Here is a 24447-nt window from a genome sequence, read left to right on the forward strand (position 1 = left end):
TCTTCTTTAGGCTTTACTATTTCTTGTGCTTTCGGTTCTTCTTTAACTTTTACTTTTTCTTTAACCTTTGCCTCTTCTTTAGGCTTTACTATTTCTTGTGCTTTCGGTTCTTCTTTAACTTTTACTTCTTCTTTGACTTTTACTTCTTCTTTAGGCTTTACTATTTCTTGTGCTTTCGTTGTTTCTTTCGCTTTTGCTACTTTCTGCGTCTTTACTTCTTTCTTTTCTTTAACTGATTTTTGTACTTTCGTTACTTGCTTCGTTTTCTCTTCAGTTTTCTTTTCAGTTGGTGCTGTACTTGATAGGAAAGAAACGTTTGCATAAGCAGTTTTTCCTTTATACTCAAATTGCAGCCATCCGTCTTTTACTTGATGCGTTGATTCAATTACATCATCTTTTTTTAGTCTGCCAAGAATTTCTGAATCTGTGTTTGCTTCGGTACGTACATTTAACAAATTCGCCGTTACATGATACACATCTTTTGTAAACTCCGAACTTACAAACACTTCTTTACCGTTCAATTCAATTTTTGACCAGCCATCTTCGGTATTGATGACTTTTAACTCTTGCCCATTCTTTACTTTTTCGACCACTTTTGATTCTGTAGTCGGTTTTTCACGTACGTTAAGTACATCTGCTGTTACGATTGTTTCTGCGGTAGCAGTTGTGGTAAACGCCCCCAATCCAAAAATAGTTGCTGTTCCTGCGCCAATTACTTTTTTCATATTAGCCTCCATTATATTTTTTTGAATTTTATCAAATGTCTCTGTAAAATTGTATAATTTTACATAATATCAAAACATTTGCAACAGTATATTAATACGGCTTAATATACTGTTATTAAAACTCCTCACTTCAATACTAACAAATTCTTATTTCTAATTCTATATATTATAAATCTCCTTATCTTTTATAAAAGCCCCATGCCCTTCTTCACACTAAATAGTTGTTGCAATTCCCGCCAAAAATAAACTTACGATTGCTAAAATTTGAGTAGCGACTATAGCCCCTCTTAAATGAAACTTATAATCTTTATATCCTTTCATACCTGCCGTACTAGGAATCACAACAAACCTTGGAGTAATCCAGCAAAAAATTAGCCAATCAATTATAAGTAAATCTACTAAATTGAAAATCATTAAAATACCAAAAGTGTGTAAATAAGCATCAATATACAATAATTTTTCATGCTTATGTAATATATATGTAGAAACGAAAGGACAACCGAAAAGAATAGCATTATATACAATATTAAAGTAAATGGTTTGCTTTTTTTCATGAATCGATTTTGGAAAAACTGCTTTTTGAATATCTTTCGGATAATCAGTTAACGATAGTCGAGGATTATAATATAAGGACCCTAAAATCATTACGGATAGTACAGTAGACATGATGACACCAACGTACATCATTTGCTCAAATTGATTCATACGCTTCATTCACCCTTTCTGTAATTACTATGTTGATCATTCACTTAATTACACATTGTATGTACGTACATAATCAAAAATTAACAACTAGCTTTAATAGCGAAGCAAACAGATGTAAACGTACTAAAAGCAATGATCGATCCAAATAATATCCCTTCTCGTAAAATTTTACTAAGCGTAGGTTTTACATCGGAGAAAGTTTGTGAGATTGATGGATTATCTGGGGAAATTTTGAGCACATACATATAATTACAAAAAGGCAGTGCTACTTATGTAGCACTGCCTTTTTCTTTATTGGAATAATCCTCTTCCTTTATTCATTTACTTATAAAGTATTATCAGTTCTTCTTTATGTTCTGTATTTCCACATTATAAATATTTCACGTCAAGGAGAGATGACTGAAATGAATAATCAAAAAATTGAACTTACTGGTCGTATCGTTACACCTAATGATCCTGATTATAATTCAGCGCGTGAAGAATTCAATACATTCTTCAACAAATTTCCGTTAATCATTGTTTTTGCTCAAAATACACAGGATGTAGTAAACGCCGTTCGCTGGTCAAGGCTACATAACGTTCCTATACGCATGCGCTCTGGACGTCATAATTATGAGGCATTATCCGTCAGTAATGCTGGTCTTGTAATTGATGTAAGTGAAATGAAACAATTAGAAATAGATCACAATAATGGAACTGTAACTATTGGGACTGGATGGAGAAATATTTCTTTAATTGAAACACTTGCAGCTGAAGGATTAGTTGTGCCGAGTGGTGTTTGTCCTACTCCCGGGATTGCAGGTGTTACTTTAGGTGGCGGACATAGTATTCTCTCTCGTCCGTTTGGATTGACTCTCGATCATTTACTTGAATTAGAAATGGTAGACGCGAATGGTTGTATAATACGCGCTAACGCCAAGTGTAACTCCGATCTCTATTGGGCTTCGCGCGGTGCTGGTGGTGGTAACTTTGGAATATGTACTTCGTTTAAGTTTCGAACACATAAAATTAATACGGTAGGATTTGCAGAAATAAGCTGGGGGATATCAGATTTAAAACCTGTATTAACCTCTTGGCAAGAATATACGCTACCTTGCGCTAATAAACGACTTACAACTACTCTTTTTATGTCTGCAGGATTAGAACCATCATTATTAATGCAAGGTGTATTTCTCGGTTCTGTACAAGAATTGCAGTCGCTACTACAGCCATTACTAGAAGCCGGTTCACCAATGCAAGTAACTATCGAAGAAATACCATGGGCAGAAGCAGCAGCGAAAATAGCTGAGAAGCAACCTGCAACACCTTTACCATTTAAAAGTGTTGGTCCATATGTATATGAACTATTACCAGCAGAAGGACTATCCATTATCGATCACTTTATTAATAATGCACCTCCCTTTTCCACCACCTCCGTATTTTTCCACGGATTAGGCGGTGCTGTTGCTGAAGTGCCAAATGAGGCGACTGCTTATTTTTACCGAAAAGCACTATCAAACATGTCAATATTCGCTACTTGGGGGCAACCAGAAGGTGCTGGTGGAAGTATTCGATGGGTTGAAGATTTCCGTTTGGCAATGCTCCCCTTTACAAAAGGTGTCTACGTTAATACGCCTGACCTTTACATTAAAAATTGGCCAGATGCATACTTCAGTTGCAACTTTGACCGATTAATGAAAGTAAAAGCGAAATATGATCCGAAAAATGTCTTTAACTTTCCGCAAAGTATTCCGCTTTTTTAAACTATATACTCCACCTAATCTATCTAAATGCAAAACATCCATTTTAAAAAATGGATGTTTTGTAAAAGTAAGTTTACATAATATAATTATCAATCACTTATACCGAATAACTATTCAATCACCGAAAGTAAAACTTTCTCAAGCTCTTTTTTGGATAACATACTTTCGTTTATATAGCCATTCTTTTAATTGTACTTCATCCAAAGTTTCATTCCCCTCTCGTGATCTTTCACACTATATTCGCTCGTTTTTCACAAAAGGTTCATTTTACATGAAAATTTATTTATTACAATAAAAATATAAGGTATATTTTTAAGAAAAGGAGGATTTCAAGAATGAATCAAGAGGATAAAATTTACGCTGAAAAAGTGTTAAAAAATCTATTCATCGGATCACAAGTTGATGGATTACAATTTGGTATTTCTCCAGCCGCTATAAAGATTCATTTCACAAACTTTCACGACTCAGTTGATTATGACGGACAATTATATATCAATATCGAATCCAAATGGTGTTTATTTAATAAACCTCAAAAAAGATACCCATTAAATGAAGCTGAATTTGAAGTTTATTCTGAGGAAGAAGAATATGAAAGAATATTTAAGATAAGAAGACAAAAAGTTACCGATATACAACTCGGCTTAGAAAGCCCTCATTTAATTATTACATTAGAGAGTGGACAAATTATTTTTTTAAATGGTTTTCATGATTATTATGAATGTTGGCAAGCTGGTGTTCTATGTGAGCAATGGCTTGTAGTCGCTACACCTGGGAATGAAATCGTCACTTGGGCTCCCGATGAGTTTATCGATAAATAAACTGTCTTCACGAAGAAGAACCGAAGATATTTTATGAACTACATAACTATTTCTATTACACTTAAACGAATGACCATTTTACTTTAATAGAAATCACTTTATTAAATTTGAAAGGATGATAATGATGGCATCTGTCCATGATTTTGGAATAATTGACGATTTTACTACTCAAAAAAATTACGAAGATTATACACCAGAGAAATATCATTGTATTTCTGTTGATGATGATATTATCAGTAGTTTAAATCAAAATTTATCAATTATGAAAACCTACTTCCATACAGTCAAAAATCAGGAATACGGTTTAGCCTATTGCGGTATTACAATTATCCCGCCTGAATCATTAGCAATATTCTATGAAACAGTTACATCTTCAAAGTTCTTCATAAATTCTGATGAGCTGAATGAGTTAGCTTCAAAAATTGAACAAGCTACAGCAGAACAAAAGTACATGATCCATTATGGGGTTTAAATGTAATACAAAAAACGCTTAGGATTTCTCCCAAGCATTTTTTGTATGGTACTAATAAATTTATTCCTTAGTCATTTAGTCAATGCTTGAACCTTTTACAAGTGAGAGCACCCATATTAATCTAAATAAGCGTCTCATTTCCAATCTTCCAGCTAAACCATCTCCCATGCCCTTCTGTTTCTCCAACCGTTTCACGATATTCGTTTCCGTTAATATAATAATCAATATGAAGGTCACGATCCCACATGTTGTTATAAAGGTGGAATACATCACGTTTTGCGCCAATTTCTTGTATTTGTTTTTCTAACTTATGTTTTACTTGTTCTGGTATTTGATTTGCGACGTGTGTATGGAAAATACAAATAACAGCTTCTTCACTTATTTGTTCAATAATAGATGATAATAGCTCTACACCGTCTCCTTCTATGAATTGGACAGATTCATTTTTCACTAAAGATGCAGCTTGATCAAACATCTCAAGCCTTTCTTTATGTTCTGGCCAAATTAAAGCACGTAACCATAAATAATCTTCCTCATTATGTAAATCATTCACATGTAAGTCCAGTCCGATTCTTTCTACGACAGATGGGCTTTCTTTTAGAAAATGCGGTACATTCTCCCCTCTTATTTCAGAAGTTACATGCACATTTGAATTTATATTTCCGTACATTTCATCCGTCCCGTACGAATAACTATATTGGTCCCAGAACAGTTGCAACCCAGAACTTGTCCCAATTTCAATTAACGCTAACGGCTTCTTCACTTTGTTAAATATGTAGCAGAAACTTGGGTATAAGTATGCGCACCTTCTTACTTCATTTGTTTGAACGAGTTTCGTTTGTAACAAAGTAATGATTTCTTCTCGGTACTCTTTACAGAAATCTTTAAAATGATTAAAAGCTTTATCTAAATTTGTATCAGCATTTTCAACTAAACTACTATAATACGTTTTTAAATGATGTTCTTTCCCTGCTAGCAATAAATAATGTACTGCACCTAATAGTAAGTTTGGGACTGGTTGACCTACCTGAGCATAGGACGATAGTGTAAGTACTTCCTCATCTTCAGCAATTTTCATTGATAAATATTCATATAAATCACTTGACCCTTTACATTCCTTTATTGAAAAGTTTCGAAATAAGTTTGAAATTTGTTCTTTTGTACACATTAGAGTCCCTCCTTTTTATTTTTCAGAATAATCTTACCGTTATAGAAAGAATAATCCTATAAAAAGGTACTCGATTTAGTCACTTAAGGATACGTAAGCTTTTTCGAGATAATTTCAAACTGTAATTTTTTTCTATTTATCACCTTAAAAGAGCTTGTTAAATAAGATTTTTAGCGAATAAAACGTTAAATAGTTTAAAATTATCAGATAACACTAGATATTTTAGTCTATTAATTATTATAATAGAGTATGAGATGGTTATATAATTGAGACAAAAAAGGTATACACCTAGGTGGGGCCTAGGCGGTGTTTCTCTTTTACGGCTTAGACATAGAAAACACCTACACTTTTTTGCCAATATAGGGGATGGAGAGATTATCATGAGCAACATGCAGCAAAAAACAGACGTTATCTTAATTGGTGCAGGAATTATGAGTGCAACGTTAGGCTCATTACTAAAAGAATTAGCACCAGAATGGGAAATTAAAGTTTTTGAAAAACTCGCAAGTGCCGGGGAAGAAAGCTCTAACGAATGGAATAATGCAGGTACAGGGCATTCTGCGCTATGCGAACTGAACTATACTTCCGAAAAAGCTGACGGATCTATAGATATTAGTAAGGCTGTAAAAGTGAATGAGCAATTCCAGCTTTCAAGACAATTTTGGGCATATCTTGTAAAGAGCAAATTAATTCGTAATCCACAAGATTTTATTATGCCACTACCTCATATGAGTTTAGTACAAGGGGAAAAAAATGTTGAGTTTCTAAAAAACCGTTTTGAAGCGCTTTCAAAAAATCCACTGTTTCAAGGAATGGAATTTTCTGATGCTCCTGAAACATTAAAAAAATGGCTTCCACTCATTATGGAAGGCCGCACATCTAATGAACCGATGGCGGCAACGAAGATTGACTCTGGAACAGATGTTAACTTCGGTGCATTAACACGTATGTTGTTTGATTACTTAAAAACAAAAAATGTCGAGCTAAACTACAAGCATAGTGTCGAAAATATTAAGCGCACGAAAAATGGTTTGTGGGAAGTAAAAGTACACGATATGAATAGTGGTAAAATTGAGCATCATACTGCTAAATTCGTCTTTATTGGCGGCGGTGGCGGTAGCCTACCTCTACTTCAAAAGACTGGTATCCCTGAATCAAAACATATCGGTGGATTCCCGGTAAGTGGACTATTTATGGTATGTAAAAACCAAAAAGTTGTAGAGCAACATCATGCGAAAGTGTACGGTAAAGCTAAGGTTGGTGCTCCGCCAATGTCTGTACCTCATCTAGATACGAGATATATAGACAATAAAAAAGCTTTACTGTTTGGACCATTCGCAGGCTTCTCACCTAAATTCTTAAAAACAGGTTCAAATCTTGACTTAATCGGTTCTGTAAAACCGAATAACGTCTTAACGATGTTAGCCGCTGGTGTAAAAGAAATGGGACTTACAAAATACTTAATTCAGCAAGTTATGTTATCACATGAAAAACGTATGGAAGAATTACGCGAATTCATTCCGAACGCGAAAAGTGAAGATTGGGATATTGTAGTTGCTGGACAACGTGTACAAGTAATTAAAGATACTGATGCTGGCGGTAAAGGAACACTTCAATTTGGTACAGAAGTAGTAAGTGCAGCTGACGGCTCAATCGCCGCATTACTAGGTGCATCACCAGGTGCTTCTACTGCTGTTCACGTCATGCTTGAAGTATTAGAAAAATGTTTCCCAAGCCGCATGGTAGAATGGGAAGAAAAAATAAAAGAAATGATTCCTTCATATGGCATTTCACTAACTGAAAATCCAAGATTGTTCCAAGATCTTCACACTTCGACTGGTCGTACACTTGGATTAAACGAAAAAGAAACTGTTCATAATTAATGAAGAAATAAAAAAAACGTCCGATATATTCGGACGTTTTTTTTGTCTACTAAAAATTATACTTATCAATATTATCTTTCGTAAATACAACTCGTTCTGGCAATACGATAATTCCGTTTCCTTCTGCCTCATAATCATATCCTTGAATGGAGTTTGGCTCTACTTTCACTTTTCCGATTCCTTTTACTTCAAAGCTATCCCCTACTTTTAACTTCTTTCCTTTTACAACAATCTCATTTGCTACATAAGTTGCCAACGCACCTTGCTGTTTGACATCCCATAATCCGAATTGTTGTACTGTTCCTCGTTTTACATAATCACGCATAACGTTCGGTGTAGAAAATCCAGTTACCACTACTTTTTTATCCATTTTTAAGTTTTCAGCTGCTTGCGCCATGGCTGGGAGTGCTGTTGCATCTGGACAAATAACTGCGTTAATATCTGGATACGTTTTTAATATGTTCTCCCCTACGGATAAAGATTTTTGTGCATTATTTTCACCGTACTGCGTCGTTACAATTTCCCAGTTCGGATATTTCTTTTTAATAATTTCTTTCGCTTTCGTTACCCATTGGTTTTGATCCGTTACTGTTGGACTAGAATAAAAGAACGCTACTTTCCCTTTATCTCCAATTTGCTTGGAAGTCATTTCAATTAATAAGTTAGCAAGTTGGTCTGGTGTCCCTTGACTTATATAAAAAGAACGGTCTTTGGGATTCACATCAGAATCCCACGTTAAGACAGTCATTCCTTTTTTCTTAGCACGTTGCAATGATTGCGATAAACCATCAACTGATGTAGAGGAAACCATAAGTGCATCATAATTTTGGTTAATAAAATTATTTATATACTTTACTTGCCCTGATACACTCGCTTCAGACGGCCCATCATATTTCACTTGTACGCCTAGCTTATCTCCCATCTCCTTTGCTCCTTCACCGCCCGATGTAAAGAAGCCAACTCCAGTTAATTTCGGGATAAATGCAAATTTCACATCATCCGCTTTTTTCTTATCTGCCGTTTGACTGGAACAAGCGATTAAACCTATTAAACAAATACATACAATCAATACAATCCCTAGTTTTCTCTTCATTACATTTCCCCCTTATGCCAACTCTGTCTTTTCCCCGCTAAAAATTGATGTAATTTGAAATGTCTCATAATAACTGAAAGAATAAGGATAATACCTATTACGACATTTGATTGTTCATTTGTTAAGCCTGTCATTTGTAGGCCATATTGCATAAGGCCTATAAAAATACTTGCAAGTACAGTACCGAAAATACTTCCTTTTCCACCTGTAATAAGTGTCCCGCCTAATACGACTGCTGTAATGATTGGTAATATTGTTTCACTTCCTATATCAGCACGTGCAGAACCGAAATATGCAGTTAAGAAAACTCCCCCTAATCCACCTCCTAACCCAGAAAGTATGTAAGCAATGATTACTACTTTCTTCGTCTTAATCCCGGTGTATTTTGCTGTATTTTCATTCGCACCTGTTAATTTTACGTAGCGTCCATATATCGTTCGGTGAAACAAAATTGTGTATACAATTGTTAATGAAATAAGTAACCATAATAAATTGGGTATTCCTATAAAACTACCATTTGCTAGTTGTACATAAGTATCAGGTAAACCGCTTATCCCTTCATATCCAGAAGCACCCGCCCCTCCTGAAATGACAAGCGCAATTCCTCCGTATAAAAACATCGTTCCGAGTGTAACGACTAGTGGTTCTACATCTGTCATTTTTATAATGAGTCCATTTAAAGCTCCTGCTAAACAACTAATTATTAGGGCGATTATGACAGCAAACAAAATAGGTATTCCGTTCATCCAAAGTACACCAATCAAGATCGAAGTGAGCCCCATTATTGATCCGACCGATACATCAATTCCTCCTGTTACAATAACGAAAGTCATTGGTATCGCCGCAATTGCGATAAATAGGAAATCATTTGTACTAAAAAGGAGATTACTAATATTTAAGAAATCACTATTTATAAAACTAAAAAGGATGAATTCTATAAGAAGTAATACAATTAGAACCCCTTCCCATCTATATAAATACTTCATAGATTCATCCTCCTTTTTGCCTTCCACTTTTTCATAACACTATCTAATATGATGATGAGTAATAATAAAAAGCCTGAAATGGCATTATTCCAAAATGCTGGTATTTTTAAAAAGACGAGTGAGCTGCTTATCACTTCTAGAAACAATGCTCCTAATGCGGCTCCAAATATAGAACCTGTTCCTCCTTTTAAATGAATTCCTCCTAGTACAGCGGCTGCGATTACTTGTAATTCTAATCCTGTACCTGTTTGATTTGGGACGAACCCGATATTCATAACAAATATGCAACCAGCGAGCGCAGCGCTTATGCCTGAAATCATAAACGCATATATCTTCACTTTATTAACAGGTATACCAATAAGCCTCGCGCCATCTTCATTATCACCTACCGCATAAAAGTATCTTCCCAATGGCACTTTTCTTAAAAAGAAGTATAGTAGTAGTAAAATAATAAAAACGAACCATACAGTTATAGGTAAACCAAGAATGATGATAGATGACAGCTGCTTAAAATCGTTTGGAATATCTTCAATCCACTTCCCGCCTGTGAAAATTAACATTGCACCTCTAACAATTCCTAACATGCCTAATGTCATAATAATGGCTGGTACCCGAAACTTCGCAACTCCAATACCATTTACGAAACCGATAATGGCCCCAAGTATAATAGCTACAAATATCGACAAGAATGCACTATCCCCATTCGTTAACATCATTCCGCAAACTGCTGCACTTAACCCCATGCTTGAACCAACTGATACATCTATATTTTTCGTAAATAAGACGAACGATTGGCCAATTGCTAGCACGACTAAAATAACGCTAGATTTCATCATTAAAGATAATGAATTAAATTGAATAAAACTAGGGTTTATCATTCCTACAATAGCTATATACATTAGTAGTAACAGTATGATAGACGTTTCATGCATTTTTAACATACGTTTCATTTCGCTACACCTCCGTTTGCAAGGCGTGTAACTTCATTCACACTCAGTTGTTCTTTTTCCATATGAGAAACAAATCGTCCATTTCTCATTACATATACACGGTTTACTAATTGAACAATTTCTTCAACATCTGAAGAGATTAATAAAATTGCAAGTCCTTCCCTTTTCATTTTTTCTATCGTCTCATACACTTCAAGCCTTGCTTTCGCATCAATTCCGCGAGTCGGTTCATCAAGAATAATGATTTTTGGATTACACGCGAGATATTTCGCAAGTACGACTTTTTGCTGATTACCTCCCGATAAAGATGCGAGTTCTTCATTCATATTCTGTACAACAATTCGGAATTGTTCTATAAACAAATTAACTAAAGCGCTTTCTTTTTCTTGATTTATAAAAAAGCGATTATTTTGATATAAACTTGCTGCTGCAATATTTTCTTTAACAGAAGCAATTGAGAAAATTCCATTCCTCGCCCTATCCTCTGGCACATAAACTAGTCCTTCGTCTAGCCTTTTATGCAAAGAACACGTATCAATTGATTTTCCATCTAATAAGATAGACCCTGATTTTATAGTTTTCAATCCAAATATCGCTTCTGCTAATTCCGTTCTGCCAGATCCTATAATGCCAGCAACACCTACAACCTCTCCCGCATGTACAGTAAATGATATATTTTCGAATGCGTGACCATTTATATCAACCACTTCTAATATTTTTTTCGTCCTTGCTGTCTCTTGAACTACTTCTATTTTCTCTTTCTGTTTATATCCTTTTGGCAATAGTCCCTCCATTAGCATGTCATATGTATAGTCACATACATCACCTTGGCTTACAATCATTCCATCACGTAGTATTGCTACTTTGTTGGCAATTTCAAAGATTTCTGGAAAACGATGCGTAATATAAATCATCCCAATTCCTTTTTCTTGTAAACTTTTCATCAACACAAAAAGACTCTTAATTTCGTGTGTTGTTAATGTCGATGTTGGCTCATCTAGAATAAGAATCTCAGCTTCTCTTATTAATCCTCTAACGATTTCTACTAACTGTTGCTGCGCAATGGATAATGATGCTCCTAACTCATAAAGGTCAATATCCCACCCTAGACTGTTAATCAATTGCTGAATCTGTACTCTTAGTTTCTTTTTCTTTTCTTTTAACCCGATACATATATTTTCTTCAATAGTCATATGCGGAAAAATGAGTGGTTCTTGCGGTATTAAATAAATACCTTTTCTATGTGCTTCTGACGGATTTGAAAACTGTTGCTTCATTCCTTTTACATACATCTCTCCATCATCATACGAATATAACCCCGTTAATATTTTCATTAATGTTGATTTCCCGGCGCCATTCCCCCCCACTAAAGCGTATATATCTCCACGCTCTACTTGTAAGTTCACTTCTTTTAATACAAGTTGATTTAAAAACGCCTTACTCATTTTCTTTATTTGTAATAAAGGTACGTTCTCCACATGATGTCACCTGCCTTTATCCAGAACATTTTTTGAGAAAATGATTATTTGTTCTACTTGTTTTGTAGCATTGTATATTCCTTTTTTTATATCTAGAACACTTTTTTCAATGTACTATTAATCGTTTCAACTGGAATAAACAAAATATGTGACACATATGTTTAAGCATTGGTCAATTGTTGAAAGGGATGAAGAGTATGTCACAGCTGAACTTTGAAGAAAATTTATTAACTAAAGTAGCTTGGTACTATTATAAAGATCAATTAACACAACAAGAGATTGCTTCACTTCTTCATATTTCAAGAAATAAAGTCGTCCGGTTATTAGATAAGGCACGCAGTGAAGGTATCGTTACATTTCACGTAAAAGGGACCGGTTTGCATTGCTTGAGCATTGAACGTGACTTAATGAAAAAGTTCCACTTGAAAGATGCCTTTATTATCCCTACTCCAATAGCCAATTATGCTACTTCTCTCGGAAAAGCCGCTGCACAATATTTAGAGACTCATCTCCAACAAGGTGATTTACTCGGCATCGGCTGGGGTGAAACAATAAGTAAAATGCTAGAAAACATTCATTTTGAAAGTTCTATTAATCTTTCATTCGTAACGCTAACAGGGGGAGTAAACCACTATCTTCCAAGAAAACAAAACTATTTACACTACATGCAAGGTGATCTTCATATTATTCCTACTCCTTTTCTAGCATCTTCTACTGAAATGGCACAAAGTATTTTATCAGAACCAAGTGTGAAAGATATGCTTCATGTCGCTTCACTTGCACATACAGCAGTTGTCGGTATTGGCGGGTTATCTCAAGACGCTACGATTGTAAAAGAAGAAAAATTAACGCTACGTGAAATGACATATATTCGAAGTCAAAATGGGGCGGGCGATATTTTAGGACAGTTTTATAATACGAATGGTGAGTTATTAGAGCTCTCGCATCATAATCGTCTAATTGGCACACCACTTACGATTCTTCGCAGTATGAAGCATGTCATTGGTGTGGCTGGAGGTACTCAAAAGATAGATGCCATTTATGGGGCTTTAAAAGGGAGATTTATTCATACATTAATTACTGATGAAGAAACTGCGCTCTCCTTATTAAGAAAGGAAGGTGATTCTTAATGTCTACTTTATTAGCTTTCGATGCTGGTACAGGAAGCATACGAGCTGTTCTCTTTGATTTACATGGCAATCAAATTGCAGTAAGCCAAAAAGAATGGGTTCATAAAACTGATCCTCGTTACCCCGGTTCTATGAATTTTGATGTAAAAGAAAACTGGCAACTTGTACAACAGTGTACGAAAGAAGTTCTGCAAAAAAGTAATATACTTCCCTCTTCTATTCAAGCTATTAGCGCTACAAGTATGCGAGAAGGTTTTGTTTTATATAATAAAAATGGGCAAGAAATATGGGCATGTGCAAATGTTGATGGCCGTGCATCCGCTGAAGTTAGTGAGCTAAAAGAAATCCGCTCACATCTTGAAGAAGATTTATACAGAAAATCTGGGCAAACTTTTTCATTGAGTGCTTTACCACGTCTACTTTGGATTAAAAAACATGAACCAGACGTCTACAACAATATTCACTCCTTTACGATGTTAAATGATTGGATTTTGTATAAATTAAGCGGCGTACTGCAAATCGACCCTTCCAACGGTTGTACGTCCGGAATCTTTGATTTACAAAATAGAAATTGGGATAACGATGTCGCTAAAGAATGTGGTATAACGTTGCCATTTTCACCAAAAGTAAATGAAGCTGGCACTGTGATTGGTAATGTTACAAAAGAGTGTGCAGCACTAACTGGTTTACTTGAAGGGATTCCTGTCGTCGCTGGCGGCGGTGATGCTCAAATGGCAGCACTCGGGACTGGAGTCGTAAAGCCAAATCAAACTTTAATATGCGGCGGCAGCTTTTGGCAACAGGAAGTGAATATTACAGAGTCAACAACGGATCCAAATGCTGCAATTCGAGTAAATTGTCACGTCGTTCCGAACCTTTGGCAATATGAAACGATTGCCTTTTTCCCTGGCCTCGTTATGCGTTGGTTTCGAGACGCTTTTTGCCAAGAAGAAAAAAAGTTCGCTGAAAAACTCGGTGTAGACGCTTATGAATTATTAGAAGAACAAGCGAAAGACGTACCTGTAGGTTCATATGGTATTATCCCTACTTTTTCAAACGTTATGAACTACATTTCTTGGCGTCATGCCGCACCTTCATTCTTAAATTTAAGTTTAGACGCTGACAAATGCGGAAAAAAGGAAATGTTCCGTGCTATTGAAGAAAATGCGGCCTTCGTTACACTTGGAAACTTAAAACTAATTGAAAATCTTACTGGTACATTCCCTTCTGAAGTTGTTTTTGCTGGCGGTGCGGCTAAAGGGAAACTATGGCCACAAATTCTATCAGACGTACTCGGCATACCTGTAAAAGTACCAGTTGTGAAAGAAGCAGCTGCTTTAGGAACTGCGATTGCTGCTGGAGTTGGCGCTGGCATATATTCATCTATGGAAGAGACTGCCGAACAATTTGTACAGTGGGAAAATACATTTGAACCAATCACTGAAAATCACGAGCTATACAAGGAATTCTATGAAACATGGAAAACCGTGTATAGCAGTCAGCTCGCTTTAGCTGATAAAGGACTTACAACACATATGTGGATTGCACCTGGTGCACTGTAACTCATTTACATAAAGGAGTGAACTGTATGTTAAAAGCGAATGAAAATGATTTCTCCTATCGCTTCGGTGATAACGGGCCGAAATATTTAATACAAGGCCCGAATATTGATCTTGGTCTTGTTGTCATTCAGCCTGGGCAAGAGTTTCAAAATCACTATCATACAACGTGTGAAGAAGTTTTTTATGCGTTAGAAGGTGAAATAGACTTCTATGTAAATAACGAAAGAGTTCCGATTAAACAAGGTGATGTCCTGCAAGTTCGCCCTCATGAATCTCACTATCTGATTAACCATTCTGATAAACCTTTTAAAGCTGTTTTTATAAAGTCACCACATTTACCAAATAAAGATACGGTACAAACGGAAAATCCAACATTAACGAAGGAGTGATTTCGAATGACTTGGGGATTTAAAAATCGATTAAATACAATTTTACCTGATGGTAGAGCGGTTATGTTAGCAATAGATCACGGATATTTCTTAGGACCAATTCACGGACTAGAACAACCACTTGAAACAGTAAAAAACTTACTTCCTTATACAGACTCCCTCTTTTTAACGCGCGGTGTACTTAGCTCCTGTATTCCTGAAAACTGCAGTACACCGATGGTTATGCGTGTATCTGGCGGCGCTACTGTCGTTGGTAAAGATTTAGCGAATGAAACAATTGTTACACCTGTAAAAGAAGCAGTGAAGCAAAACGCAATTGGCGTTGGCGTTTCTGTTTTTGTCGGATCAGACTATGAAACACAAACTGTTTCGAATCTCGCAAATGTAGTTTCTGAAGCTCACGATTACGGCCTACCAGTACTCGGTATTACCGCAGTCGCAAAGGAATTACAAAAACGTGAAGCTCGTTTTCTAGCACTTGCTTCCCGCGTATGTGTTGAAATGGGTGCTGATATTATTAAAACGTATTACTGCGAAGGATTCGAAAAAATAACGAGCACATGCCCTGCCCCAGTTGTCATCGCGGGTGGCCCAAAACTAGATTCAATCGAAGACGCATTAAACATTACGTACAATGCACTGCAAGAAGGCGCGATCGGAGTAGACATGGGCCGAAACATATGGCAATCTGAGCACCCAGCTGCGATGATTCAAGCAATACATGGTATTGTGAAGAATAGATTGAATGTGAAAGAGGCGCTTGAACTTTATGATGATGTGAAGAATTAAGAACAAAAGCCGAGCTATACATTTGAAGTGCACCCCAATTGTTAGACACAGTCTAACAATTGGAGGTGCATTTTTTATGGCTAAATTTTCTTCAAAAGAAAAAATCCAAGCGGTGAAACGATATTTAGATGGTACAGAAAGTGGAAAAATAATTGCTAAATCTATAGGAGTTAACCCTAGCGTACTTCGTGAGTGGATTAGACGATATGAGTCTTCAGGTGAAAAGGTCTTTGAAAAGTGCTATACATTCTACCCAGCCCAGTATAAACTAGATGTACTTTATTATATGAATGAACACGGGACATCTATCAGAGAAACAGCGGCACTTTTCAATATACCGTCTTATGAAACACTTCGGAAATGGAAAATAGCTTATGAAACAGGAGGATTGGATGCCCTACAATCAAAGAAAAAGGGGCATCCAACCATGAAAGATAAAAAAATAAAACCAGTAGATGAAGGATCAATCGAAGCCTTACAAGCGGAAAATGAGCGTTTACGTATGGAAAATGCATATTTAAAAAAGTTGAATGCCTTAGTTCAAAACAAAGAAAAATCACCAAACAAGACAAAGCGCAAGTAATCTACGAGTTAAGGCATGAATTTCCTATCAAGGAGTTACTTCAACTCGCAAACATTCCACGTAGTACGTACTATTACTGGATGAAACATTTTAATCGTCCTAATCCAAATGCGGAGGTAAAAGAACTGATTCAAGCTATTTATAATGAACACGATGGGTGTTATGGTTATCGTCGTATTCGTGATGAACTTATGAATCGTGGACACAAAGTAAATCATAAAAAAGTATATCGCCTTATGAAAGAATTAGGGTTAAAATGTCTGGTTCGTATGAAAAAATATCGCTCTTACAAAGGGACAGTTGGGAAAATTGCGCCAAATATTTTAAATCGCAACTTCCAAGCTGAAAAACCAAATGAAAAGTGGGTTACAGATATTACGGAGTTTAAGTTATTTGGGGAGAAGTTATACCTATCACCAATGTTGGATTTATTTAATGGTGAAATTATCACGTATACAATTAGTTCCAGACCGACCTATTCCCTTGTTTCAACGATCTTGGACCAAGCCCTTTATTGTGTAACCGATCCGGATAAACTCCTCATTCACTCTGATCAAGGTTAGCACTATCAAATGAAACAATACCGTCATTCTCTTAAGAATTGTGGCATAACTCAAAGTATGTCTTGCAAAGGAAACTGTTATGACAATGCCGTTATTGAAAATTTCTTCGGTATCATGAAATTGGAATTTCTGTATCGAAAAGAATTTGAAAGTATAACACATTTCAAACAAGAATTAGCAAAGTATATAGAATACTATAATCATAAAAGAATTAAGGCAAAATTAAAGGGTATGAGCCCAGTAAAATACCGGGCTCATACCCTAGAGGCTGCCTAATGAAACGACCTGTCTAACTTTCGGGGGTCACTTCAATTATTTAGCTTGGCTTTTGTTCTTAATTCTTATATTAATAATGAATTAACTGTACCTTTTGCTTAAACATTTAAGATTTCAAATAAAACCAAAGTAATACTATTATTGAAACGGAACATAAAATACTAATTATTATATTTTCCATATATACAATCAAAAATATACATATAATTAGAAATAATAACGCATAATTTAAAAAATGCCCTATATTCATAGGTTGCTGAGGAGTGTGAAATTTATTCAGACAAAGATTAATAACTATCATACATAAAATTACATACGGTAGAGATTGCCCCAATACCCCCAAAGTAATAAATATTATTTGTTCTAATACTCTTTTACTTTCATAATCTCGTAAAGTTCCATCAATTAGCACAATTAGAAGTGGCTTTTTTCCTACCCCAAATTTATAATTTATGTCCTTGTAAAGGTGTAATAAAGAGTGACTTTCAAATAATTTTTTAGAACCATCAATATATATATTCTCCCCAAGGTGTTTTCCAAACTGACCTACTACATCAACAGAATTAATATAGTTTCTCACTCTGTAATTTTTACTATCGTTATATTGATTATTTGTAATGGTTTCTTGTATATGTAGTAGGAAATTCTTTTTAAAACCAGGAGCATTAAAGGTAACCGTTTTGTTCAATTTCATTTCCATTCCATTAACAGAATAGCCTGGTATTTTGTCGTTATAAATGTCCAGTGTAATTCTTTGTGCAATATATCCTCCCAATGAATGACCCGTGAAATTGACATTAATAGGTTCTATTTCCTGTTCTTTTTGAATTTTCTCATGTACTTTTTTTAAAAATTCTTTCGCTAATTGAGTCTGCGTATCAGTGTCTGTTTGTAATATTATCGCTGCAATATCATAAGAAATAGAACTTAAATCATCAGTTCCTCTAAACGAAATAACAACATTATTATCTTTTTTATAAGCAACTGCCCAGAATCCCAATGTACTTAAAAAATCTCCTTTATCTCCTTCCGCCAAATAAACCTTCCAGCCATCTAAATCGGATAGAAAGTTATCCATATAATTTTCTTCTGGAGATATAACCTTTAATTCATCTTTGAATTTCTTCAATTCTGACTCCATAAATAAATCAGAGTTTGTACTGATTGTCCTTATATTATCTTTATAATAGGAAGAATTATCACCCAAATTTAAATAAGATAAATAAGAAAATTTCAACATTTTAACATCTTCCGCTAGAAAAGAATCGCTAATTTTCTCTGATGAGGGTTGATTTATTTTAACTTCCATTCCTATATAAAGCATTAATAGAAGTGTTATGCATATCCCTACCATTTTAACTACTAATTGCATGAGGAACCTCCTTAATATAAAATACCCCTTCTTTTTTATTTGGAATACCTTTAGTGAATTCTTTCACATTTGCATTGTATCCTCAAAAAAAATATAAAACTAGACTTTCAACAAGAAAATTATTCGACATATTTTGCAATTCAATTAAATACACATCTTTCACACTAGATATCTCATGGTATTTTTAATATTTTTTGTAAAATGAACATAAAAAACTTTTCGGAATCCCAAACATTTTCCGAAAAGTTTTTTTATAGCATTTGATTTTAAACTCACCTTTCATTAAAAAACTATTTTGTGAATTTTTCATCATGATATCTATATATAAATTTATCACCTTAAATTCAATAACCCTTACGACTGCTGATAAGCCGATTTCGATGATTTCACATAATAAACTGCATGATCCACATTAATAATATGATCTGGCTTTGGTTTACCACGGCCTGCTCTATGTCCAGCTAAATGTTCTTCACTTGTTTCCCAGTTTTTCCATGCTTCTTCAGATTCCCAGCGAATCATTACGACAACTTCTTCGTCGCCGCGTCTTACTTTTTTCACAAGAACACTTAAATCGATGAAGCCTTCAAATTTTTCAATAATACCTTCTCCAGTGAAACGTTCTACAACTATATTTGATGTACCTTCTTTTACTGTAAATGTTTTCGTTTCGATAAACATATATCCCACTCCCTCTTTGTTATACGAATACTAGTATTCTTCTATTATAATTGATTATGATAATTATTTTCAATTGTAAAGTTTTAATTTTTTGAATTATGCTGATTTCTTTTCTATCGCCTCATCTAAAAATTTGAAATATGGAAGTAACATCCCTATTAAAGATGTAACACATATAATTGCACCGATGATTACATATAGCGCTCTTACTCCCCACATTTCACTCAATATTCCCCCTACTAACACACCTAATGGCATAGCGGATCGTATAAAAAATAAACGCACTGAAAATACTTGTCCTATCATATTATTTTGGACGGTTTGTTGGCATATTGTCGTGTTATGAACATTGAAAAATGCAATACAAATCCCTGCTATTACTTCAATTATTATTGCAATGATAATACTATGATTGAATCCTAATGAAATGTATGTGAGTCCCCCTATAAACAATCCTCCGAGCATAAGTATACGCCGGCTTTTATATGTTACTTTTCCGACTAGTATAGATCCAACTACATAGCCAAGTGGGAATCCGGCCATAAAATAACCATATTCCGCATATCCCGCTGATAGCTCGTCTTTTATATAAGGAAGATTTGTGACCATCGTTACCCCAACTCCAAATTGCACGAAAGTAAGAAATATACCGAGCCAAACGATGATTGGTTTTGTGAAAAAATATGTAAAACCGTGAAGAAATTGTTCTAGCCACGTTTTCCGAATAGGTTGCGACGTTCTATTTTCTTTTATATAAAATAAGAAAGCACCACTAACAAATAGACAAATACATACGAAAGATAATGTAAGTTCTGTTCCAATCAAATGAATGACCACTCCGCCTAATACTGGCGCAAGAAACATCATAAGGCGAGTCATTCCATCAATGTACGCATTTGCATCTTGAAGTTGTTCTTTACTTACAATGCTCGGTGTAATTGCTTGACTTGCAGGTGTATAAAGTGGTGTAATAAGTCCTACTACAATTTGAACAACATAAATGTGCCAAACTTCTATACTACCTGTAACTAGCATCACCAAAGGTAATAAGAATACGGACGCTCGTATCCATTGTGAACAAATCATAATCCACTTCCGGCTCCATTTATCAATAAATGGGCCACTTATTAATTGCAATATGAGTGATGGGATGAAATATAATAGCCACATACTACTTAAAGCCATTTCCGATCCTGTTAATTCATATACTAGAATTGAATTACATAACGTTCCGAAAGCCCCTCCTAATTCTGAGATTGCACTACCAATCCACATAAAAAAGAAAGAACGATTTTTCAATACACTCTTCACTATAGCTCACCAACTTTTCTCTTAAATTCCTCCCTTTATGTACATTCTTGTTGCATATTATCTATTCAAAAACGCTTCTAATTCTTTTGCTAACGACTGTACTGCTTTCTTCCTTAATACATATTTTCCGTCATGTATATCAACTAACTTCGCTGCACGTAACAATTTCAAATGATGGTGTACTGTCGATTTTCCAAGCTGCAATCTTTCCGTTATTTCCTGTAAAGTACGTTCTTTTTCAAACAACATTTTTACAATTCGCAATCTCGCTTCATCCCCAAGAGCCTTATGTTTTTGAACTAAAAAATAATTCGGCTCATACGGATCTTCGGGATGAATGCTTTCATTCGCAACTGGATAATGAAATACTTTCGTATCTTCAATATCTGCTTCAATATTCCACGGTCTGTACGTCATTTGCGGAATAAGAAGTACGTGATGAACACTTGGCTCTGGCATATAGTTCACTCCGCCAGTCGCCCATTCGACAAACTCTTCCGGCTTCATCTTTTTATTCATTTCATTTTTTGCTTCATAATCTCGTTTTAATATAGAAAATATTTCTTCTTCCTCTTTCTTAATTACACTCTCATACCAACCTGTCATAACAGCAATTAAATGAGATTTCAGCACTTGTACATCTACATCACATATAAAGCGAATATAAGTAGAATAAAACTGATGATCATCTGTTAGTTCCTTTAGTTCGTGTATTGCACATACAACTCCCATTGCAGCTAAACGTCTTTTCTCTTCATACTTCTCTCCTAAAAACGGTAAACATATATACTTCAAATCTTCTTCTGAAAGTAAATCAATTTTAAAATTAAACTGCGATAAATCTTGAAAATCCTCTTCATACAATAACTGAAGCAATGCTTTCCACGTATTATGTTCTTCTACAAACTGCAAGTGTTCTTCCATCTCATCTGTTAATGATTGTCTAATTCCTTTCCATTCACTTTCAGTCTTTTCAAGAGTATCAATTAACCTTTTATGAGTAATTGCTGCAATGCCAAGTGCACATTCGAAAAGTATCGAATATTTCACCTGAACGTTGTATGTTTCCCTCTTTTTACTCTTTATGTGATAGACCTCCATTTTTATCTCCTCCTTGTTTGCTATGTATTAAATTCTATTTTTATCGAATTTACCCTTCTATATTTTTAGAATTTACAAAAATATAAATTAAACCACATTCATTCTAAATTAAGAAGAATAAGAGCTTTTTTATATACAAATAATAAAGCTCAAGGAGTGGTTGACATGCATTTCATATTAAATATGTTAGGGATTTTCGTTGTCATATTAATCGTTTTCTTATGTTCGCCTAATAAAAAACATATAAAATGGAGACCAATTGTAATTCTCATCATATTGGAGCTTTTTATTACGTGGTTTATGTTAGGCACGAAACTCGGCAGTATTATCATTAATAAAATTGCGTCATTTTTCAGTTGGCTACTGGCATGCGCGAACGAAGGTATTCGCTTTGCATTTCCTTCCGCTATGGACAGTCCACACATTGATTTCTTCTTTAGTGCATTACTTCCTATCATTTTTGTTATTACTTTTTTCGATATTCTATCTTATTTCGGAATCTTAACTTGGATTATTGATAAAGTAGGTGCAGTTATTTCAAAGATTTCTCGTTTGCCAAAGTTGGAAAGTTTCTTTTCCATTCAAATGATGTTTTTAGGGAACACCGAAGCACTTGCAGTTGTTCGTGATCAATTATCTGTTTTAAAAGAAAATCGTTTGTTGACTTTTGGAATTATGAGTATGAGTAGCGTTAGCGGATCCATTCTTGGTGCTTATTTATCAATGGTTCCAGCAACATATATTTTCAGCGCAATCCCATTAAACTGTATTAACGCATTAATTTTAGCCAATGTATTAAATCCTGTGGAAGTTTCGAAAGAAGAAGACGTTGTTTACACACCTTCCAAACATGAAAAAAAAGATTTCTTTTCTACTATTTCAAACAGTATGTTAGTTGGAATGAATATGGTTATCGTTATTTTAGCCATGGTAATTGGATATGTAGCTTTAACAGCATGTTTAAATGGGATTTTAGGCTTTTTTGTAACGGGGTTAACAATTCAAAAAATCTTCTCCATTATCTTTAGTCCTTTTGCATTTTTACTTGGTTTATCAGGCAGTGATGCTATGTATGTAGCTGAATTAATGGGGATCAAAATAACGACGAATGAATTTGTTGCAATGATGGATTTAAAATCAAACTTAAAGTCGCTACAACCGCATACGGTTGCGGTTGCAACAACATTTCTAGCTTCTTTTGCTAACTTTAGTACAGTAGGTATGATTTACGGAACTTACAATTCATTATTTGGCGGAGAAAAATCATCAGTCATCGGTAAAAATGTTTGGAAGCTTCTTGTTAGCGGGATGGCTGTTTCTTTATTAAGTGCTATGCTCGTTGGGCTATTTGTATGGTAAATAATTTTTATAATAAAAGACACCCAAGCCAATTGAGTGTCTTTTATTATTATTTTCGAATTTGTCCATTTCCACGAATCACATATTTTGTAGAAGTTAATGCTGGAAGCCCCATTGGTCCTCTTACGTGTAACTTTTGTGTACTGATACCAATTTCCGCTCCGAATCCAAATTCGGATCCATCTGTAAAACGAGTCGATGCATTATGATAAAGTGCCGCGGCATCTACAGAGGTGAAAAATTTGCTGACATTTTCCTCGTTTTCAGTAATAATCGCTTCAGAATGCATAGATCCATACGTATTTATATGATGAATCGCTTCTTCAACAGTGGAAACCACTTTCACTGCTAGTGTGAGAGATAAAAACTCTGTTTCCCAGTCTTCTTCTGTCGCAAGTAAGATAGAAGGATCAATCGCCACTGCTTTATTATCACCACGTAGCTCCACTCCTCTTTCCTTCAATGAAGAAAACAACTCGCTACCATATTGCTCTGCCCAATTCTCATGAAGTACAATCGTCTCAATTGCATTACATACAGATGGACGCTGTGTTTTTGCATTAATAATAATATTAAACGCCATTTGTTTATCTGCTGTTTCATCAATGAATATATGACAATTTCCCGCACCTGTTTCAAGTACTGGAACAGACGCTTCTCTCACTACTGTATCAATTAATTGTTTACCGCCTCTTGGTATAAGAACATCCAAGTACTCGTTCAATGTAAACAACTGTTTTGCACTATCTCTCGTTGTATCTTCTATGAGCTGTACACTTTCTGAAGACAAGCTAGTTTGCTTAAGCGCACGGTGAATCACGCTAACGATGGCTTTGTTAGAATGGATAGCAGAAGAACTACCACGCAGTATTACTGCGTTTCCTGTTTTTAAACAAATTGTAGCAGCATCTACTGTCACATTCGGCCTCGCCTCGTATATCATTCCGACAACACCAAGTGGTACGCGCATCTCCTGAATAGATAGTCCATTTGGTCGTTCCCATGCACTTACACATTCTCCAACAGGATCACGTAAATCAATTAACTGCTTAATACCTTCAGCCATATCAAGAATGCGCTGTTCATTTAGCATAAGACGATCAAGGAGAGAATCGGAAAATCCTTTCTCCTTACCTTCTTCAATATCCCGTTTGTTTTCTTCTAAAATATAAGCTGTTTCTACTATTAACTGATTAGCAATTGCAGCAAGTGCTTCATTTTTTTGATCTGTAGTTTTAAGCACAAGTTCTCTAGCAACCTCTTTTGCTTTTATCCCCTTTGCCAACACTTCATTCATTTTTATTTCCTCCT

21 protein-coding genes and 2 pseudogenes are annotated in these 24447 nt (G+C 35.1%); 11 read left to right on the top strand and 12 right to left on the bottom strand.

Features of this window, described 5'->3' with window-relative positions:
- Together ACODS7_RS14860 and ACODS7_RS14865 are read right to left on the bottom strand one after the other, a co-directional pair.
- Positions 1–725, bottom strand: a 725-nt coding sequence (locus ACODS7_RS14860; protein WP_488826979.1) for an SH3 domain-containing protein, incomplete at its 3' end; no start/stop codon positions are given.
- A 213-nt stretch (positions 726–938) separates the two neighbouring features.
- Entirely contained in the window at positions 939–1430 is a 492-nt protein-coding gene (locus ACODS7_RS14865) for a nitroreductase (protein ID WP_140163903.1), read from the bottom strand.
- An 84-nt stretch (positions 1431–1514) separates the two neighbouring features.
- Between ACODS7_RS14865 and ACODS7_RS14870 the strand changes: the two are divergent.
- From ACODS7_RS14870 to ACODS7_RS14885, 4 genes and pseudogenes are all read left to right on the top strand, one after another.
- A pseudogene (locus ACODS7_RS14870) lies at positions 1515–1679 on the top strand (GNAT family N-acetyltransferase); the annotation flags it as partial.
- A 155-nt stretch (positions 1680–1834) separates the two neighbouring features.
- Complete coding sequence (locus ACODS7_RS14875; protein WP_043936172.1) at positions 1835–3172, top strand: FAD-binding oxidoreductase; 1338 nt, start codon at positions 1835–1837, stop codon at positions 3170–3172.
- Between the two features lie 335 nt (positions 3173–3507).
- On the top strand, positions 3508–3990 hold the full coding sequence (locus ACODS7_RS14880; protein WP_224980213.1) for a hypothetical protein: 483 nt from the start codon (positions 3508–3510) through the stop codon (positions 3988–3990).
- Positions 3991–4111: 121 nt separating this feature from the next.
- Entirely contained in the window at positions 4112–4462 is a 351-nt protein-coding gene (locus ACODS7_RS14885; RefSeq protein ID WP_029442626.1) for a hypothetical protein, read from the top strand.
- A 121-nt stretch (positions 4463–4583) separates the two neighbouring features.
- Here ACODS7_RS14885 and ACODS7_RS14890 read toward each other — a convergent pair whose 3' ends face one another.
- Entirely contained in the window at positions 4584–5630 is a 1047-nt protein-coding gene (locus ACODS7_RS14890; RefSeq protein ID WP_053564153.1) for a DUF2332 domain-containing protein, read from the bottom strand.
- Between the two features lie 380 nt (positions 5631–6010).
- Here ACODS7_RS14890 and ACODS7_RS14895 point away from each other — a divergent pair, with 380 nt between their 5' ends.
- Positions 6011–7513, top strand: coding sequence for a malate:quinone oxidoreductase (locus tag ACODS7_RS14895; RefSeq protein WP_000069138.1), 1503 nt, complete (start codon positions 6011–6013; stop codon positions 7511–7513).
- Between the two features lie 49 nt (positions 7514–7562).
- Here ACODS7_RS14895 and lsrB read toward each other — a convergent pair whose 3' ends face one another.
- From lsrB to ACODS7_RS14915, 4 genes are read right to left on the bottom strand one after another with little or no spacing between them, the layout of a single operon-like run.
- Entirely contained in the window at positions 7563–8606 is a 1044-nt protein-coding gene (gene lsrB, locus ACODS7_RS14900; protein WP_000823652.1) for an autoinducer 2 ABC transporter substrate-binding protein LsrB, read from the bottom strand.
- The gene (locus tag ACODS7_RS14905; protein ID WP_243168571.1) at positions 8606–9592 is read right to left on the bottom strand and encodes an ABC transporter permease; all 987 of its coding nucleotides are present in this window, start codon (positions 9590–9592) and stop codon (positions 8606–8608) included. The genes lsrB and ACODS7_RS14905 overlap by 1 nt, the downstream gene beginning before the upstream one ends.
- Positions 9589–10542: an ABC transporter permease subunit gene (locus tag ACODS7_RS14910; protein ID WP_029442628.1), complete on the bottom strand. Its 954-nt coding sequence runs from the start codon at positions 10540–10542 to the stop codon at positions 9589–9591. Before ACODS7_RS14910 ends, ACODS7_RS14905 begins: the two co-directional genes overlap by 4 nt.
- A complete protein-coding gene (locus tag ACODS7_RS14915; RefSeq protein WP_043936181.1) occupies positions 10539–12020 on the bottom strand; it encodes a sugar ABC transporter ATP-binding protein in 1482 nt (493 codons plus the stop codon). Before ACODS7_RS14915 ends, ACODS7_RS14910 begins: the two co-directional genes overlap by 4 nt.
- 179 nt (positions 12021–12199) lie before the next feature.
- Between ACODS7_RS14915 and ACODS7_RS14920 the strand changes: the two genes are divergently transcribed.
- The 5 genes and pseudogenes from ACODS7_RS14920 (at position 12200) to ACODS7_RS14940 (ending at position 17312) form a co-directional block, all read left to right on the top strand.
- On the top strand, positions 12200–13150 hold the full coding sequence (locus ACODS7_RS14920) for a sugar-binding transcriptional regulator (protein WP_141527053.1): 951 nt from the start codon (positions 12200–12202) through the stop codon (positions 13148–13150).
- The gene (gene lsrK, locus ACODS7_RS14925) at positions 13150–14712 is read left to right on the top strand and encodes an autoinducer-2 kinase (protein ID WP_243168570.1); all 1563 of its coding nucleotides are present in this window, start codon (positions 13150–13152) and stop codon (positions 14710–14712) included. Before ACODS7_RS14920 ends, lsrK begins: the two co-directional genes overlap by 1 nt.
- Before the next feature lie 26 nt (positions 14713–14738).
- Positions 14739–15101, top strand: coding sequence for a cupin domain-containing protein (locus tag ACODS7_RS14930; RefSeq protein ID WP_000909986.1), 363 nt, complete (start codon positions 14739–14741; stop codon positions 15099–15101).
- A 6-nt stretch (positions 15102–15107) separates the two neighbouring features.
- Positions 15108–15890 (top strand): 3-hydroxy-5-phosphonooxypentane-2,4-dione thiolase, encoded by a 783-nt coding sequence (gene lsrF, locus ACODS7_RS14935; RefSeq protein ID WP_000219780.1) that lies wholly within the window; start codon positions 15108–15110, stop codon positions 15888–15890.
- Positions 15891–15966: 76 nt separating this feature from the next.
- Positions 15967–17312 (top strand): annotated as a pseudogene (locus tag ACODS7_RS14940) (IS3 family transposase).
- Positions 17313–17418: 106 nt separating this feature from the next.
- Here ACODS7_RS14940 and ACODS7_RS14945 read toward each other — a convergent pair.
- From ACODS7_RS14945 to ACODS7_RS14960, 4 genes are all read right to left on the bottom strand, one after another.
- Positions 17419–18684, bottom strand: coding sequence for a DUF6792 domain-containing protein (locus tag ACODS7_RS14945; RefSeq protein WP_029442633.1), 1266 nt, complete (start codon positions 18682–18684; stop codon positions 17419–17421).
- A 354-nt stretch (positions 18685–19038) separates the two neighbouring features.
- The gene (gene hmoA, locus ACODS7_RS14950) at positions 19039–19365 is read right to left on the bottom strand and encodes a heme-degrading monooxygenase HmoA (protein WP_000469498.1); all 327 of its coding nucleotides are present in this window, start codon (positions 19363–19365) and stop codon (positions 19039–19041) included.
- A 96-nt stretch (positions 19366–19461) separates the two neighbouring features.
- The gene (locus tag ACODS7_RS14955) at positions 19462–20676 is read right to left on the bottom strand and encodes an MFS transporter (RefSeq protein WP_289667690.1); all 1215 of its coding nucleotides are present in this window, start codon (positions 20674–20676) and stop codon (positions 19462–19464) included.
- A 57-nt stretch (positions 20677–20733) separates the two neighbouring features.
- On the bottom strand, positions 20734–21777 hold the full coding sequence (locus ACODS7_RS14960) for an ArsR/SmtB family transcription factor (RefSeq protein ID WP_029442635.1): 1044 nt from the start codon (positions 21775–21777) through the stop codon (positions 20734–20736).
- Between the two features lie 165 nt (positions 21778–21942).
- Here ACODS7_RS14960 and ACODS7_RS14965 point away from each other — a divergent pair, with 165 nt between their 5' ends.
- Entirely contained in the window at positions 21943–23136 is a 1194-nt protein-coding gene (locus ACODS7_RS14965) for a NupC/NupG family nucleoside CNT transporter (protein WP_000545482.1), read from the top strand.
- Positions 23137–23185: 49 nt separating this feature from the next.
- Here the strand turns inward: ACODS7_RS14965 and ACODS7_RS14970 are convergent, their stop codons facing one another.
- Positions 23186–24433, bottom strand: a complete 1248-nt coding sequence (locus tag ACODS7_RS14970) for a glutamate-5-semialdehyde dehydrogenase (protein ID WP_088115453.1) — start codon at positions 24431–24433, stop codon at positions 23186–23188.
- Positions 24434–24447 lie beyond the last annotated feature (14 nt).

The sequence above is a fragment of the Bacillus sp. FG16 genome (assembly GCF_057809515.1).

Excerpts from the sequence above, each read along its gene's own strand:
- ACODS7_RS14890 (WP_053564153.1), bottom strand. The coding sequence starts at position 5,630 with ATGTGTACAAAAGAACAAATTTCAAACTTATTTCGAAACTTTTCAATA.
- ACODS7_RS14880 (WP_224980213.1), top strand. The coding sequence starts at position 3,508 with ATGAATCAAGAGGATAAAATTTACGCTGAAAAAGTGTTAAAAAATCTA.
- ACODS7_RS14945 (WP_029442633.1), bottom strand. The coding sequence starts at position 18,684 with ATGCAATTAGTAGTTAAAATGGTAGGGATATGCATAACACTTCTATTA.
- ACODS7_RS14895 (WP_000069138.1), top strand. The coding sequence starts at position 6,011 with ATGAGCAACATGCAGCAAAAAACAGACGTTATCTTAATTGGTGCAGGA.
- lsrK (WP_243168570.1), top strand. The coding sequence starts at position 13,150 with ATGTCTACTTTATTAGCTTTCGATGCTGGTACAGGAAGCATACGAGCT.
- lsrB (WP_000823652.1), bottom strand. The coding sequence starts at position 8,606 with ATGAAGAGAAAACTAGGGATTGTATTGATTGTATGTATTTGTTTAATA.
- ACODS7_RS14875 (WP_043936172.1), top strand. The coding sequence starts at position 1,835 with ATGAATAATCAAAAAATTGAACTTACTGGTCGTATCGTTACACCTAAT.
- ACODS7_RS14885 (WP_029442626.1), top strand. The coding sequence starts at position 4,112 with ATGATGGCATCTGTCCATGATTTTGGAATAATTGACGATTTTACTACT.
- ACODS7_RS14970 (WP_088115453.1), bottom strand. The coding sequence starts at position 24,433 with ATGAATGAAGTGTTGGCAAAGGGGATAAAAGCAAAAGAGGTTGCTAGA.
- ACODS7_RS14865 (WP_140163903.1), bottom strand. The coding sequence starts at position 1,430 with ATGAATCAATTTGAGCAAATGATGTACGTTGGTGTCATCATGTCTACT.
- ACODS7_RS14910 (WP_029442628.1), bottom strand. The coding sequence starts at position 10,542 with ATGAAACGTATGTTAAAAATGCATGAAACGTCTATCATACTGTTACTA.
- ACODS7_RS14930 (WP_000909986.1), top strand. The coding sequence starts at position 14,739 with ATGTTAAAAGCGAATGAAAATGATTTCTCCTATCGCTTCGGTGATAAC.
- ACODS7_RS14960 (WP_029442635.1), bottom strand. The coding sequence starts at position 21,777 with ATGGAGGTCTATCACATAAAGAGTAAAAAGAGGGAAACATACAACGTT.
- ACODS7_RS14965 (WP_000545482.1), top strand. The coding sequence starts at position 21,943 with ATGCATTTCATATTAAATATGTTAGGGATTTTCGTTGTCATATTAATC.
- hmoA (WP_000469498.1), bottom strand. The coding sequence starts at position 19,365 with ATGTTTATCGAAACGAAAACATTTACAGTAAAAGAAGGTACATCAAAT.
- lsrF (WP_000219780.1), top strand. The coding sequence starts at position 15,108 with ATGACTTGGGGATTTAAAAATCGATTAAATACAATTTTACCTGATGGT.
- ACODS7_RS14905 (WP_243168571.1), bottom strand. The coding sequence starts at position 9,592 with ATGAAGTATTTATATAGATGGGAAGGGGTTCTAATTGTATTACTTCTT.